Genomic DNA, 13,808 nt, shown 5'->3' with positions numbered 1-13,808 from the left:
GTAAACTGCGGTGGTGGGGGAGAGCCGGGCGTGGCCGGTGATGCGGCGGGCCGACGAGCTCGCGGCGATCGCGGCGACGCTGCACGGCCGGCCCGGCACCTGCGGCACGCTGCTGCTCGGTGAGCCGGGCGTCGGCAAGACCACGCTGGCCCGGCAAGCCACCCAGGCAGCGCGGACCGCGGCGGTGTGGCTGGCCGGCACCGCCTCGGCCCGCGACGTGCCGCTCGGAGTGTTCGCCCACCTGATCGGCAGCCCGATGCCCACCGACCCGGTCGCCATGCTGGGCGCGGCTTTTCGCGCCGTGCGCGACGAGAAGATCGCCGTGATCGGGATCGACGACGTCCACCTCGTCGACCACCTGTCGGCAACGCTGCTGCATCAGCTTGCCGTCGAAGGTGCGGTGCGCATCGTGGCCACCGCCAGGACCGGTGAGGCGATGCCCGACACCATCACCGCGCTGTGGAAGGACGGGTATCTGAGCCGGCTGGACGTCGCCGCGTTCACCAAGGGCGAGGCGGTCGAATTGGTCGAGAAGGCACTCGGTGGCCGGCTGGAACAACTGTCGGCCGATCTGATCTGGGAGGCCTCCAGCGGCAACGCGTTGTACGTCCGGCACCTGGTCGAGGGTGCCCTGGAAGCCGGGACGCTGCGACAGGTCGACGGTGTCTGGCAGTTGCGCGGCGACGCCCCGGTGGCCGCCAAACTGGCGCCGCTGCTGAGCAGCCGGCTCGACCGGCTGCCCGACGACGAGCAGCGCGCCCTGCACCTGCTGGCGGTCTCCGAGCCGGCGACGCTGGCGGTGATGTCCGACCTGGTCGGTACCGCCACCCTCGAACGCGCCGAGCGGCGCGGCATGATCCGCATCGTCGATGACACCGGCACGACCGAGGTGCATTTCACCCATTCGGTGATCGGCGAGGTCATCCGCCGTGACCTGGGCCAGGTCGCGGGCCGGCGGCTGCGCACCGAACTGCTGACCGCACTGAATCGGCACCCGCCCACGACCGCGGTCCAGCGGGTGCGTCGCGCCGAACTCGCGCTGCACGCCGACACCCAGGTCGACGCCGAATTCCTCTCGCGGGCAGCCGAAGACGCGATCGCCTTGATGAACATCACCCTGGCCGAACGGCTGGCCCGGGTGGCCGTCGGCGCGGGCGGTGGGCTGGTGGCCAGCGAACTGCTGGCCCGCACGTTGCTGTGGCAGGGCAGGGCGCCGGAGTCCGAGGAGATCCTGGCCTCGTTCGATCCGGACACCCTCAACGAGTTCGAGCTGGTGCGCTGGGGCATGGCCCGGATCGCCAACCTGCAGTGGTCGATCGGTGACAGCCAGGCGGCGGCCGAGGTGCTGGAGATGCTGCAGCAGCGCGTCGGTCATCCGCGGCTGCGACTGGTGGTCGACGGCCTCGCGGCGGCGCTACTGGTTCTCGACAACCGTCTCGAGGACGCCGCCGAACTCGCCGAACAGGTGCTCGCCGACCCCGGCGCGCCGCCGATCGCGGTCGGCTGGGCGGTCTTCGGCGGCGCCATGGCCGCCGCGCTGAAGGGCTGCACCGCCGACGCGGCGCGGCTGGCCGCCCGCGGCCACCAGGTGTACGACAAGATCGACGCGCTGCTGCGGTTCCTGCTCACCTTGGGCGAAGTGCGCGCCCTGACCCTGGCCGGCGATTTCGATGCGGCACAGGCCCGTTCGGGTGACATCGTGCGGATCACCTCGCCCGGCCAGTACCGGGCCCGGGCGATGGCGAATGTGCTCGCCGGTACCGTCGAATTGGGTCGCGGCCAGTTGCGGCCCGCGATGGCGCGGCTGCAGGAGACGTTGGCCGCACTGAGCGGAGAAGCCGCCGCCTCCTGGAATCTGCCGGCCAGATTGCTTCTGGTGCAGTGCTATTGCGGGCTCGGGTATGACGATCTCGCCGCCCCGCTGGTGGCCGAACTGCGCGAACTCGTCAGCCGCGGGGCGACGATGTTCTCCCCGGCCGTGCGGATCGCCGAATCCTGGCTGGCGGCCGCGATGGGCCACCTCAGTGGTGCCGTCACCGCGGCCCTGCATGCCGCGGATCTGGCCGCCGGGTCGGGACAGCGCGCGATCGAGCTGATGGCGCTGCATGCCGCGGCGCGATTCGGCGACAAGAGCTGCCTGCCGAGGATGATCGAGGTCGCCGCGGTGATCGGCGGTCCGCTCGCCGCGGTCGACGCGGCACATGCCACCGGGCTGATGAACAGCGATGGGGCAGCGGTCTTTTCGGCGTCGCAGGAGTTCGAGCGCATCGGTGCCCTGTTGTCGGCGGCCGATGCGGCGGCGCAGGCGTCCGCCTTGTTCGAGGCGGCGGGCCAACACCGGCAGTCCCTGGAGGCGGCAGCGGTCGCCCAGCGGTTGGCGAATGCCTGCGGTGGACTGAGAACTCCGGCGCTGTGCGCAACGTCGCACCCGTTGCCGTTGAGCGCGCGCGAGCGAGAGATCGCCAACCTGGTCGCTCGCGGACTGTCCAACCGGGAGATCGCGCAGCGGCTGGTGGTGAGTGTCCGCACGGTGGAGGGCCACCTGTACCGGATGTACCTCAAGCTCAACCTGTCCGATCGTGACGACCTGGGCAAGATCATCCGTCGCGAGGACGACGACGAGCCTGATTGACTGGTCGCATGGCCATCCTCGTCGTCGGCAGGCTCGAACCGTCGCTTCAGACGCAACTGAGCGCCGCCCACGTCCCGCTGCGGATGCCCGTCGATCCGGGGTGGGCCGCCACCGTCACGGTCGTCGTCTGCGGTGGCCGCCCCGGGGTGGACGCCGCTCTGATGGACGAGCTGCCGCAGCTGCGGGCGATCGTGAACTTCGGCGCCGGAGTCGACGCGATCGACCTCGCCGCGGCCCGCGCGCGGGGGATCGGGGTGAGCAACACCCCCGACGTGCTGAGCGACACCGTCGCCGACACCGCGCTGGGCCTGATCCTCGACACGCTGCGCGGATTCTGTGCCGCCGACCGCTACGTGCGGGCCGGGCGCTGGGCCACCGAGGGACCGTTTCCCTACACCCGCGACCTCACCGGTAGCCGGGTCGGCATCTTGGGGCTGGGCCGCATCGGCTCGGCGATCGCGCGGCGACTGCGCGGATTCGACTGTGCCATCTCCTATCACAACCGCCACGAGATACCGGACAGCCCATACCAGTACGCCGCATCGCCGCAGGCGCTGGCCGCCGCGGTGGACGTCCTGGTGATCGCCACCGCCGGCGGGCCCGGCACCGCAGCGCTGGTGGATCGCGAGGTGCTGCGCGCCCTGGGCCCCGAGGGCTATCTGGTCAACATCGCCCGCGGCAGCGTCGTCGACCAGGATGCCCTGATCGACCTGCTGGCGACCGGCGGGCTGGCCGGCGCCGGGCTCGACGTCTACGCCGACGAGCCTGAAGTTCCCGCCGCGTTGATGGCACTCGACAACGTCGTCCTGCTGCCGCACGTCGGCAGCGCGACCGCCCGTACCCGCACGGCGATGGCCACCCTGGCGATGCGCAACCTGGAGGAGTTCTTGGCCGGCGGCCGGCTGGTCACCCCGGTCTAACGGGTGACGAACGAGACGACGGCCTCGCTGAACGCGTCGTTGTCGTCACCGGCGGCGGTGTGGCCGGCATCGGAGAGCTCGACGAACTCCGCGGCGGGCACCTTGGCCAGGAAGTCCTGCACCCCTTCTTCGCTGACCACATCGGAGAGCTTGCCCCGGATCAACAGGATCGGGATGGTCAGGTCGATCGCCGCCTGCTCGAGGCGCTCCACCCGGCCGAACGGATCGTCCTTCGGGGCGGTGAGAAACGCCGGATCCCAATGCCAGAACCACCGGCCGTCGCGATGCCGCAGGTTCTTCTTCAACCCGTCCAGATTGGTCGGGCGCTTGCGGTGCGGCAGGTAGGCGGCGATCGCGTCGGCCGCCTGCTCGAGGGTGTCGAAGCCGTGGACGTGGCTGAACATGAAGTCACGGATCCGGGCGCTGCCGTCCTTCTCGAACCGCGGCACCACGTCGACCAGCACCAGCTTGGTCACCGTCTGCGGGCCGGCCTGCTCGGCCACCAGGATGCTGGTCAGCCCGCCCATGCTGGCCCCGATCAGCACCACCGGCCGGCCGATCTGCTCGAGCACCAGCAGCACATCGGCCGCCAGCGCGTCGACGGTGTACTCGGCGTCGGGAGCCCGGTCGCTGTCACCGTGCCCGCGGGCGTCCAGAGCGATCACGTGGAAGCCGTGATCGGCGAGCACCTGGCCGGTGTTCTTCCAGGAGAACCGGTTCTGGCCGCCGCCGTGCAGCATCAGGATGGTCGGCCGGTCCAGAGCATGGGGCGCGCCGCGATTCCATTCGTCGGCCACCAGGGTGAGGTCTTTGGCGCCGCGGAACTCGACTGTCTGGGAATCACTGTTCGTGCTGCTCACCGGCATCCTCTCGACCGAACCTGGTCAGCACGTTACCCAGCGGCCCGCGCGATGACTTTGGCCACCCCGGCGGGTCAACCCCACCGACACTTACGACAGGAGAGCGCCCGTGCCCACCATCACCCCGTCCCTGTGGTTCGACGACGACCTCGAAGAGGCGATGCGGTTCTACACCGGCATCTTCGGCGACTCGTGCGTCGACTACGTCAACCGCTACACCGAGGCCGGCCCCGGCACTCCCGGTGAGGTCGTGTCGGCCGGCTTCACCCTGGCCGGCGCCCGATTCGTCGGGATCAACGGCGGGCCGGTGTTCTCGTTCACCGAGGCCATCTCGTTCCTCGTCGAGTGCGCCGACCAGGCCGAAGTCGACTATTACTGGGACGCGCTCGTCGCCGGCGGTCAGGAGTCCCAGTGTGGCTGGCTCAAGGACCGTTTCGGCCTGTCCTGGCAGGTGGTGCCGACGCGACTGCACGAGCTGCTGGGCGATCCCGACCCGGCCCGCGCGGCCGCCGCGACCCGAGCCATGCTCGGCATGCGCAAAATCGTCATCGCCGATCTGGAGGTCGCCGCGGCGAACCCGTGACGCCGCTCACAGGCGGCTACCGGTAGCCTTGCGCCCCAGTGCGGGTGAACCAGCCCGTGGTGCCGCAGAGGGAGAACTATGGCCGACGAGCCTGCCGCGCTCGAGGACGAGTCAGCCACGTCGGACGACGCCGAGGCGACCACCGACGCCGAGACCCAGATCGACGACGAACCCAAGGTCGCCCCACGCGCCGGTTCGCACGTGCGCCAGGCGCTGATCGTCGGGACCGTCGTCGTGCTCGCCCTCGCCGGGCTGGTCGGCTGGCTCGGCTACCGCGCCTACGAGGCCCGGGAGACCGCACAGCTGCGCGAACTCCTGGTCGCCGTCGGTCGTCAGGGCGCGGTCAACCTGACCACCATCCACTTCGACGAGGCCGACAAGGATGTGCAGCGCATCCTCGACTCGGCCACCGATCAGTTCTACGACGACTTCGCCAAGCGGGCCCAACCGTTCATCGAGGTGGTCAAGCAGGCACAGTCCAAATCCGACGGGACCGTCACCGAGGCCGGACTGGAGTCGGTGACCGGGACTGAGGGGCAGGTGCTGGTGGCCGTCACCGTCACGACGTCCAATGCCGGTGCGGCCAATCAGCCCCCGCGCTCCTGGCGGATGCGGCTGACGGTCAAGAAGACCGGCGATGATGAAGCGAAGGTCTCGAAAGTGGAGTTCGTACCGTGACGACTGACGACACATCCGACACATCCGACGCGTCCGAGCAGCCCGACCCCGAGGTGGTCGAGGCAGAGACGACCGCGGTCGAACTCACCGACACCGACGAGGCGCCTCCCGCGCCCGCCGCCGCCCCCCAGGGTTCGCGCCTGGCCCGGGTGGTGGCCTTCGGGCTGCTGCCGGTCCTGGCGTTGCTGCTCGGCGGGGCGGCCGGTTATCTCAAGTGGGAGGACTCGTCGCGGCGCGACGCGCAGCGCGCCGCCGACGAATCGGTCCAGGCGGCCAAGGATTCGACCGTCGCCCTGCTGAGCTACAAGCCGGACACCGTCGAGAAGGATCTGGGCGCCGCGCGCGACCGGCTGACCGGAAGCTTCCTGGACGCCTACACCCAGTTGATCAACGCGGTCGTCATCCCCGGCGCCAAGGAGAAGAAGATCTCGGCCGTGGCCGCGGTTCCGGCAGCGGCGTCGGTGTCGGCCAAGGGCGACCATGCGGTGGCGCTGCTGTTCGTGAACCAGACCGTCGTCGTCGGATCCGACGCACCCACCAACACCGCTTCCAGTGTCCGGGTGACCCTGGACAAGGTCGGTGGCCGCTGGCTCATCTCGGGGTTCGATCCGATCTAGCGAACAGGGGGGTTCGATGACAGCGACAACCGAGCCGCGCTGGATTGACGTCTCGGCACCGGCGGTCCAGCTGCGGGCACTGAGCTGGGGCCCGGCCGACGGGCCGATCGCCTTGTGCCTGCACGGTTTTCCCGACACCGCGTACGGGTTCCGGAAACTGGCGCCGCATCTGGTGGCGGCCGGTTACCGCGTCATCGCCCCATTCATGCGCGGATACGTGCCCTCGTCGATCCCGACCGACGGCAGCTACCACATCGGCGCGGTGATGGACGACGCGCTGCAGGTGCGCGCCGCCTGCGAGCCCACCGACGCCGACGTGATCATCGGACACGACTGGGGGGCGATCGCCGCCACCGGTCTGGCCGCGATGCCGGACAGTCCGTTCGTCAAGGCCGTCGTGATGTCGGTGCCGCCGTCGGCGGCGCTGCGGCCCAGAGCCGGCGCGCAGCTGGCCAACCGGGGCCGGCTGCTGCGGCTGCTGCCCGCGCAGGTTCTGCGCAGCTGGTACATCAGCTACTTTCAGCTGCCGTACCTGCCGGAGCGGTCGCCGTCCTGGGTCGTGCCGCTGCTCTGGCGGCGCTGGTCGCCCGGGTACAACGCGGCCGAGGACCTGCGCCACGTCGACGCCGCGATCGGCTCACCGGAGCGCTGGCGCGCCGCGCTGGGCACCTACCGGGCGACCATCCGCAACACCAAACCGCCGGCCCGCTACGCCGAACTGCACCGGTGGTGGACCGAACCGCCGAAACTGCCGACGCTGTACCTGCACGGCAACGACGACGGCTGCATGACACCGGAATTCACCCCCTGGGTGTGTGACGTCCTGCCGCCGGGCAGCGATGTGGCGATCGTCGAGCACGCCGGGCACTTCCTGCAGCTCGAGCAGCCCGACACGGTAGGCAGGCGGATCGTCGACTTCCTGTCGGCTACCTCTTCTTGAGCCCGGGGTGACTGCGCGCCAGCAGCGGTAGCAGCAGCCGTCGCGGCGTCAGGTGATAGACCGCGGTGGCCGCCCGGTTCAGCCGACCGGGAACCACGACCGGCCGGCCCGCCGCCAGGCCGTCGACGGCGGCCTCGGCGACCTCGCGCGGCGACACCCACAGCGGCTTGGGCAGCGCGGCCTCGGCCTCCTCGGTGGTGAATCCCGCCGCCTCGCCGAACCCGGTGTGCACCGGGCCCGGGCACAGGGCGGTGGCGGTGACGCCACTGGCCTTGAGCTCCTCGCCCACCGCCCGGGTATAGGACAGCACGAAGGCCTTCGCCGCGCCGTACACCGCCTGCCCCGGCAGCGGACCGAACGCGGCCACCGATGCCACGTTGAGTACCGCACCGCGCCGCCGGCTCACCATGCCCGCCACGAAGCGGGTGCACAGGTCCACCACCGCGGTCACGTCGACCTCGACGACGGTGCACTCCGCACCCGGGTCGGCGGCAGCCACCGGACCCATCGTGGTCAGACCCGCGTTGTTGACCAGGATGTCGATCTCCAGGCCGAGGGCGGCCACCCGGTCGGGCAATGCAGACCGCTCGGAGGGCTGCGAAAGATCAGCGCCGAGAACCGAACTGGGCCCGGGGAGGTCGTCGGCCAATGCGCTCAGCTGGTCGGTGCGCCGGGCCACCAGCACGACGTGGTGGCCGCGGCCGGACAGCGAGCGGGCGATCTCGGCGCCGATCCCCGAGGAGGCTCCGGTGATCAGCGCGGCCCGATGGGGACCGGGAGGCGGCAACACGGGCTCAGCCTAGGACAATGACGGGTATGGCTGCCAGCAGGGCGATGACCGCGGTTGACGCGCAGATGTTCTGGCAGTCGGCCGTGATCCCCAGTGATCTGCTGGCGCTGTACGCCTTCGACGGCTCACCCGAGGACCTGGACGCGGCCCTCGACGAGTTGCGGGTGCGCGCACAGGCGTGTGACGAGTTGCGCCTGCGGGTGGCCGAGGCGGGCCGGTGGCGATACCCGCGATGGCGCACCGGTGCGATCGGTGCGGATCAATTTGTCGTGCACCATCCTGGGGGAGTCGACTGGCAGGGTTGTCTGGATACCGCCGCCAGGCTGCGCGACGACCAGCTCGATCTGCACCGAATGGGCTGGCGGACACACGTTTTCCCGCGCGTGACCGGGATGCCGAGCGCCCATGGGGTGGGCTGCGCGGTGGTGGTGCAGATGGGGCATGCGTACGCCGACGGCGCCCGCTTGACGGCGCTGGGCGGTGCGCTGCTGGGCCGCCGGCAGCCCGTGCCGGTGCCGGTCGCCGCGCGGCGCGGATTCCTGCCCGCCCGCGGCGTCGCCGCGGCACGGGCGCACCGGCAGCTGGAGCGTGACACCGCGGCCGGGTTGGTGGCTCCGCCCGCGCCGGGCTGCCCGGTGCTCAGCATCAATCAGCGGCCCGGCGCGACGCCCGTGGTGCGCACGCTGGTACTGCCACGCGACCGGCTCGGCGGTCCCACCGTCACCGTCGCCGCACTCGTGGCGATCGCCGACGCGCTGGCGGGCTACCTGGCCGCCCGCGGTGAGGACACCTCCACCCTAGGCGCCGAGGTCACGATGGCCGGGCGTCAGAATCCAGGCGCGCACAACAACTTTCGCAACGCCGGTATCGGCCTGCACCCGGACGTCGACCCGGCCCGGCGGGCCGAGATGATCGGCGCCGAACTGGCCGCGGCGCGCCGCCGCGGCGGCCACCCGGCGATGCTCGCCTCGGCCGCTGCGTCCGCGGCCATCCCCGCCGCGTTGTTGCGTTGGGGTGTGCGGCAGTTCGATCCCGATCTGCGGTCGGCCACCGTCACCGGCAACACCGTGGTGTCCAGTGTCAACCGCGGGCCCGCCGATCTGTCCTTCGGTGGTCGGCCGGTTCGGTTCGCCGCCGGGTTCCCGGGCCTGTCGCCGATGATGAGCCTCACCCATGGGGTGCACGGGCTGGGCGACACCATCACGATCAGCGTGCACGCCGATCCACACGTCGTCGAGGTCGACGATTACCTGCGTCGGCTGCGGAGCGCGTTGCCAGGCTGAACAGTGGCCGTCGGTCCGGGTGGTCCAGTCTCAACAGCAAAGGACCATTTGTCGAAACCCGCGCTGGGCACTGTCTGTGGGTGGTACTTACTTCAGAGGCGATGCGCTGTCGGGGCGCTGACCTGATCCGGGGGAGTGCACATGGCTGTATCCGAAATGCGCGGCGGCGGCAAAGGTCCGGGGCAGAGGCGGAATCTTCCGGTTGTGCGCTGGTTTCAGGCAGGCGCGGTGGCAGCCGGTGTCGGTGCGGCGCTGATCGCCGCACCGGCTATCGCCGCCGCGGACGACGGGGGCGCGTCGCCCGCACCGACCTCACACTCGTCGACGTCTGGCAAGCATTCCGCCGGTGTCGGGGGGCACCGCCCCAGCGTGCAGGCGGCGGCCAAGGGGGCTTCGGCCAAGCGTGCTGCCAAGCCGGCGTCGGCGAGTGCGGTGCGGCCGTCGGCGGCAACGGGCCACAGTGCCCGCGTCGTCGCCGGCGTCGACCGGACACCCGCGGCCGGCGTTGACTCGACGTCGCCGGTGACCCAGGCATCGGCCGCCGTGACGACGAGCTCAACCAGCTCCAGCGAAGTGGTGACCGGTTTGTTCCGTGAGATCCTGCGGACTGATCCCACCGCCGAGCAGCTGCAGCGCTACTCGAACCTGTACAACCTGCTCGGTACCCGGGCGGTGGTGTTCAGCCTCTACAACTCGCAACCGTTCCGGCAGCAGCAGGTCAACAACTACTTCCGCGAATTGCTGGGTCGCGCCCCGACGCAGGCCGAAATGGCACTGGGCACAGTCGAACTCGCGATCGGCGTGCCCGAGCCGCTGGTGGTGGCTCAGATCGCCAGCGGTGCAGAGTTCTACCGGGCAAGCGGCGGTACCGCCACCACCTACGTGTCGCTCCTGTATCGCAGCATGCTCGGTGAGCCCGCCGACGCCGGCCAGTCCGCGGTCTATGTCCAGCAGCTGCGGGCCGGCCTTCCGACCCAGGTGGTCGCTTTGCAATTCGTCACCGCAGACGCCTTCCGTGCGGTCAAGGTCAACGAGATCTATCAGGTCGTGCTCGGCCGGGACGTCACCGATACCGAGATCCAGCAGTACGTCGATCGCTGGTACTGGAACCGCGGGCTGGCCGGGATCGCGATGGGCCTGTTGTCGAGCTCCGCGAACGTCGCCCGGATGACGGCCGGGGACGTGCCATTGCCGGACATGGTCGCCGTGAGCCAGCTCCAGCAGATCCTGCTGGCGGCCTACGACGAGGACCCGACCGGCTTCGTCAATCTGTTCAACACCTACCTCAAGACCGATCCGGTCACCGGGGCGCTGTGCGTAAGCACCTGCAACACACCGTTGTTGGAACTGATCAGGACCGGTGGAGCCACTCGGGGCATCCCGAACGAGGCCATCCAGATCACCCCGATCAACGCGGATGTGACCAGTTTGATCCCGACGCAGAACGAGGTCGACGTGGACAAGTCGATCAAGTACCCGCTGCAGAACGCCGACCAACTCGAGGCGTACCTGCAGGGCGGCGCATTGGTACCCGGCGGGTCGATCGTCACCGCAGACGGTGGCACGTACATCGTCGACGGCCACCACCGCTGGTCGGGGATCTATGTGATCAATCCGTACGCGCAGATCAGCGCCATCGACCTCGGCTACGTTCCGAATGCGCAGGAAGCGCTGAAGGAGATGCAGGTCTCCATCGCCGCCGAGCAGGGCTATCTCAACGTGCAGACCGTGCAGGGTCAAAACCTGTTCACGATCAGCAAGGATGACTTCGACACCCAAGTGGCGCTGTTGATCGCCGGGGGCGACGATCCCGCGGCCGTGATGAAGGTGTTCGCCGACGAGCGGAACCTGACCACGATGACCCAAGTCCAGAATTACCTGTGGGAGAACGTGCTGCGGATGCGGCAGTTCAACCAGCCGATCACCGGCGCGACCAGTCGCGGCTACATGCCGCAGCCGCCGGACGAGGGGTTGTCGCCGCTGCTGCACTGGATGGAAAGTGGGGACCTGAGCTACACCCTGCCGGTCATCTCCTACCTCGGCTGAGCATCCGCACAGCAGGCGCGCCGATGCTCTAGGTTTACACCCATGACTGCCTACAGTGACGCGGCGAACGTCGGACTGCTCATCCTTCGTGTGGTGCTCGGCGTGACCATGGCCACCCACGGCTACAACAAGTTCTTCGGCGGCGGCCGGATCAAGGGCACCGCCGGCTGGTTCGAGAGCATCGGGATGAAGCCCGGCACCTTCCACGCCCGGGTGGCCGCGAGCACCGAGATGGCCGCCGGACTGGGGCTGGCGGTCGGGCTGCTGACACCGGTGCCCGCCGCGGGGTTCGTGGCGCTGATGCTGGTCGCCGCATGGACGGTGCACCGCCACAACGGTTTCTTCATCGTCAAGGAGGGCTGGGAGTACAACCTGGTGCTGGCGACGGCGGCGGTGGCCATCGCCGCGACCGGGGCCGGCCGGTTCAGCCTCGACTACGCACTCTTCGGCGGGACCGATTTCTACGGACTGCTGCACGGCTGGTGCGGACTGCTCATCGCGGTGGCGCTCGGCCTGGCCGGCGGTATCGGCCAGCTGGCCATTTTCTACCGGCCGCCGGCCAAGGCGTGATCGCCGTCCCGGCGCACGGGAAATCCGACCCGTCGCACTAGAACACGTTCTAATCTTTGGCGCATGGGATTTCTGAAGCAGGAAGTGCCCGTCATCGACTTCGAGACGTGGAGCACGGGCACGCGCGCGGAGAAGATCAAGCCGATGGCCCGGCACTGGGCCGAGGTGGGGTTCGGCACCCCGGTGGCCCTGCACCTGTTCTACGTCGTCAAGATCCTGCTCTACGTCTTCGTCGGCGCACTGTTCGGTCTGGCCACCAAGGGCATCGGCGGCCTCGGCGACATCGGGACGTGGTGGTCGGAGCCGATCGTCTACGAAAAGGCCGTGCTCTACACGATGCTGTTCGAGGTCGTCGGTCTCGGCTGTGGGTTCGGCCCGCTGAACAACCGGTTCTGGCCGCCGATGGGCTCGATCATCTATTGGTTGCGTCCCAACACGATCCGGCTGCCACCGTGGCCCAAGCTGGTGCCGCTCACCAAGGGTGACAACCGCGGCCCGGTCGACATCGCGCTCTACGCGGCGCTGATCGTGATGCTGCTCGTCGCGCTGTTCTCCGACGGCACCGGGCCGATCCCCAAGCTGGGCACCGACGTCGGTCTGCTGCCCACGTGGCAGATCGCGACGATCGTCGCGCTGCTGGCCCTGGCCGGCCTGCGCGACAAGGTGATCTTCCTGGCAGCCCGCGGCGAGGTGTACGGCGCGTTCGCGGTGGCGTTCCTGTTCTCCGGCGTCGACATCATCATCGCCGCCAAGCTGGTGTGCATGGCGATCTGGATCGGCGCCGCGACCTCCAAGCTGACCCGGCACTTCCCGTTCGTCATCTCCACGATGATGTCCAACAGCCCGGTGGTGCGGCCACGGTTCCTCAAGCGGATGTTCTTCAAGAACTTCCCCGAGGATCTTCGGCCCGGGCGGATGTCGCACATCCTGGCGCACATCAGCACGGCGATCGAGGCGCTGATTCCGTTGGCGCTCTTCTTCTCCCACGGCGGCTGGCCGACGACGATCGCGGCGATCGTGATGATCTGCTTCCACTTCGGCATCCTCTCGGCGATCCCGATGGGGGTTCCGCTGGAGTGGAACGTGTTCATGATCTTCTCGGTGCTGTCGCTGTTCGTCGCGCACGCCCAGATCGGGATCACCGACCTCACCACGCCGTGGCCGATCGTGTTGTTCCTGGTGCTGGCCACGACCGTCTTCCTCGGAAACACGGTGCCGCGCAAGGTGTCCTTCCTGCCCGGCATGCGCTACTACGCCGGCAACTGGGACACCACGCTGTGGTGTGTGAAGCCCTCGGCCGAGGCCAAGATCGAGCAGAACCTGGTGACGATCGCCAATATGCCCGCCGCCCAGCTCGAGAAGTTCTACGGCAGCAAGGAAGCCGCGCAGATCCCGATCTTCATGGGGTATGCGTTCCGCGCGTTCAACACCCACGGCAAGGCGCTGTTCACGCTGGCCCACCGGGCGATGGCGGGACAGAACGAGGATGACTACTCCATCACCGACGGTGAACGCATCTGCAGCATGGCGATCGGCTGGAACTTCGGCGACGGGCACATGCACAACGAGCAGCTGATCGCGGCCATGCAGAAGCGCTGCGGATTCGAGCCCGGCGAGGTCCGCGTGGTGCTGCTCGACGGTCAGCCCATCCACCGGCAGCGCCAGGAGTACCGGCTGGTGGACGCCGCCACCGGGGAGTTCGAGACCGGCTACGTCAAAGTCGCCGACATGGTCGACCGGCAACCCTGGGACGACACCCTGCCGGTCCACGTCACGTCGGGCAAAGGCGTCTGATCAGGGGCGGAACCGACTGACCGAACGGTTGGTTGGCCCCGCCTGCCGGGCCTCGGCCTGCGCGTGTTATTAATCGATGACCAACCCTGATCGAA

The 13,808-nt window shown here is 69.2% G+C and carries 12 protein-coding genes; 10 read left to right on the top strand and 2 right to left on the bottom strand.

Going from position 1 to position 13,808, the window contains the following annotated elements; genetic code table 11:
- Positions 1-13: 13 nt before the first annotated feature.
- Together MSZK_RS22660 and MSZK_RS22655 are read left to right on the top strand one after the other, a co-directional pair.
- Entirely contained in the window at positions 14-2,632 is a 2,619-nt protein-coding gene (locus MSZK_RS22660) for a LuxR family transcriptional regulator (RefSeq protein ID WP_099250839.1), read from the top strand.
- 8 nt (positions 2,633-2,640) lie between these two features.
- Positions 2,641-3,552, top strand: a complete 912-nt coding sequence (locus MSZK_RS22655; RefSeq protein WP_099250788.1) for a 2-hydroxyacid dehydrogenase — start codon at positions 2,641-2,643, stop codon at positions 3,550-3,552.
- Here MSZK_RS22655 and MSZK_RS22650 read toward each other — a convergent pair.
- Positions 3,549-4,418, bottom strand: coding sequence for an alpha/beta fold hydrolase (locus MSZK_RS22650; RefSeq protein ID WP_371411376.1), 870 nt, complete (start codon positions 4,416-4,418; stop codon positions 3,549-3,551). The two genes, MSZK_RS22655 and MSZK_RS22650, sit on opposite strands and share 4 nt — an antisense overlap.
- Before the next feature lie 103 nt (positions 4,419-4,521).
- On the opposite strand from MSZK_RS22650, the gene MSZK_RS22645 reads away from it, so the two are divergent.
- The 4 genes from MSZK_RS22645 to MSZK_RS22630 all read left to right on the top strand — a co-directional run bounded on the left by MSZK_RS22645 (position 4,522) and on the right by MSZK_RS22630 (position 7,230).
- Positions 4,522-4,995 carry a VOC family protein gene (locus MSZK_RS22645; RefSeq protein WP_099250787.1) on the top strand — a complete coding sequence of 158 codons (474 nt, stop codon included), beginning with the start codon at positions 4,522-4,524 and terminating at the stop codon, positions 4,993-4,995.
- Positions 4,996-5,073: 78 nt separating this feature from the next.
- Positions 5,074-5,673, top strand: a complete 600-nt coding sequence (locus tag MSZK_RS22640) for an Mce protein (protein WP_099250786.1) — start codon at positions 5,074-5,076, stop codon at positions 5,671-5,673.
- A complete protein-coding gene (locus tag MSZK_RS22635) occupies positions 5,670-6,290 on the top strand; it encodes a hypothetical protein (protein ID WP_099250785.1) in 621 nt (206 codons plus the stop codon). The genes MSZK_RS22640 and MSZK_RS22635 overlap by 4 nt, the downstream gene beginning before the upstream one ends.
- Positions 6,291-6,306: 16 nt before the next feature.
- Positions 6,307-7,230 carry an alpha/beta fold hydrolase gene (locus tag MSZK_RS22630; RefSeq protein WP_099250784.1) on the top strand — a complete coding sequence of 308 codons (924 nt, stop codon included), beginning with the start codon at positions 6,307-6,309 and terminating at the stop codon, positions 7,228-7,230.
- Here the strand turns inward: MSZK_RS22630 and MSZK_RS22625 are convergent.
- A complete protein-coding gene (locus MSZK_RS22625; RefSeq protein ID WP_099250783.1) occupies positions 7,217-8,020 on the bottom strand; it encodes an SDR family oxidoreductase in 804 nt (267 codons plus the stop codon). The genes MSZK_RS22630 and MSZK_RS22625 overlap by 14 nt on opposite strands.
- Positions 8,021-8,046: 26 nt before the next feature.
- Between MSZK_RS22625 and MSZK_RS22620 the strand changes: the two genes are divergently transcribed.
- The 4 genes from MSZK_RS22620 to MSZK_RS22605 all read left to right on the top strand — a co-directional run bounded on the left by MSZK_RS22620 (position 8,047) and on the right by MSZK_RS22605 (position 13,713).
- A complete protein-coding gene (locus MSZK_RS22620) occupies positions 8,047-9,303 on the top strand; it encodes a WS/DGAT domain-containing protein (protein WP_233211456.1) in 1,257 nt (418 codons plus the stop codon).
- A gap of 141 nt (positions 9,304-9,444) precedes the next feature.
- Complete coding sequence (locus MSZK_RS22615; RefSeq protein WP_142389982.1) at positions 9,445-11,349, top strand: hypothetical protein; 1,905 nt, start codon at positions 9,445-9,447, stop codon at positions 11,347-11,349.
- Between the two features lie 42 nt (positions 11,350-11,391).
- Positions 11,392-11,919: a DoxX family protein gene (locus tag MSZK_RS22610; RefSeq protein WP_099250780.1), complete on the top strand. Its 528-nt coding sequence runs from the start codon at positions 11,392-11,394 to the stop codon at positions 11,917-11,919.
- A gap of 63 nt (positions 11,920-11,982) precedes the next feature.
- Positions 11,983-13,713 (top strand): DUF3556 domain-containing protein, encoded by a 1,731-nt coding sequence (locus MSZK_RS22605; RefSeq protein WP_099250779.1) that lies wholly within the window; start codon positions 11,983-11,985, stop codon positions 13,711-13,713.
- Positions 13,714-13,808 lie beyond the last annotated feature (95 nt).

It is taken from the genome of Mycobacterium sp. shizuoka-1 (assembly GCF_002723835.1).
In the GTDB taxonomy this organism is placed as follows: Bacteria; Actinomycetota; Actinomycetes; order Mycobacteriales; family Mycobacteriaceae; genus Mycobacterium.
Note: the sequence above shows the minus strand (reverse complement) of the source record. Positions and strands in the feature narration are given on the sequence as shown.

What these genes read in the sequence shown, in the direction of transcription:
- MSZK_RS22655 (WP_099250788.1), top strand. Translation starts at nt 2,641, where the DNA reads ATGGCCATCCTCGTCGTCGGCAGGCTCGAACCGTCGCTTCAGACGCAA.
- MSZK_RS22650 (WP_371411376.1), bottom strand. Translation starts at nt 4,418, where the DNA reads ATGCCGGTGAGCAGCACGAACAGTGATTCCCAGACAGTCGAGTTCCGC.
- MSZK_RS22640 (WP_099250786.1), top strand. Translation starts at nt 5,074, where the DNA reads ATGGCCGACGAGCCTGCCGCGCTCGAGGACGAGTCAGCCACGTCGGAC.
- MSZK_RS22630 (WP_099250784.1), top strand. Translation starts at nt 6,307, where the DNA reads ATGACAGCGACAACCGAGCCGCGCTGGATTGACGTCTCGGCACCGGCG.
- MSZK_RS22620 (WP_233211456.1), top strand. Translation starts at nt 8,047, where the DNA reads ATGGCTGCCAGCAGGGCGATGACCGCGGTTGACGCGCAGATGTTCTGG.
- MSZK_RS22615 (WP_142389982.1), top strand. Translation starts at nt 9,445, where the DNA reads ATGGCTGTATCCGAAATGCGCGGCGGCGGCAAAGGTCCGGGGCAGAGG.
- MSZK_RS22610 (WP_099250780.1), top strand. Translation starts at nt 11,392, where the DNA reads ATGACTGCCTACAGTGACGCGGCGAACGTCGGACTGCTCATCCTTCGT.
- MSZK_RS22605 (WP_099250779.1), top strand. Translation starts at nt 11,983, where the DNA reads ATGGGATTTCTGAAGCAGGAAGTGCCCGTCATCGACTTCGAGACGTGG.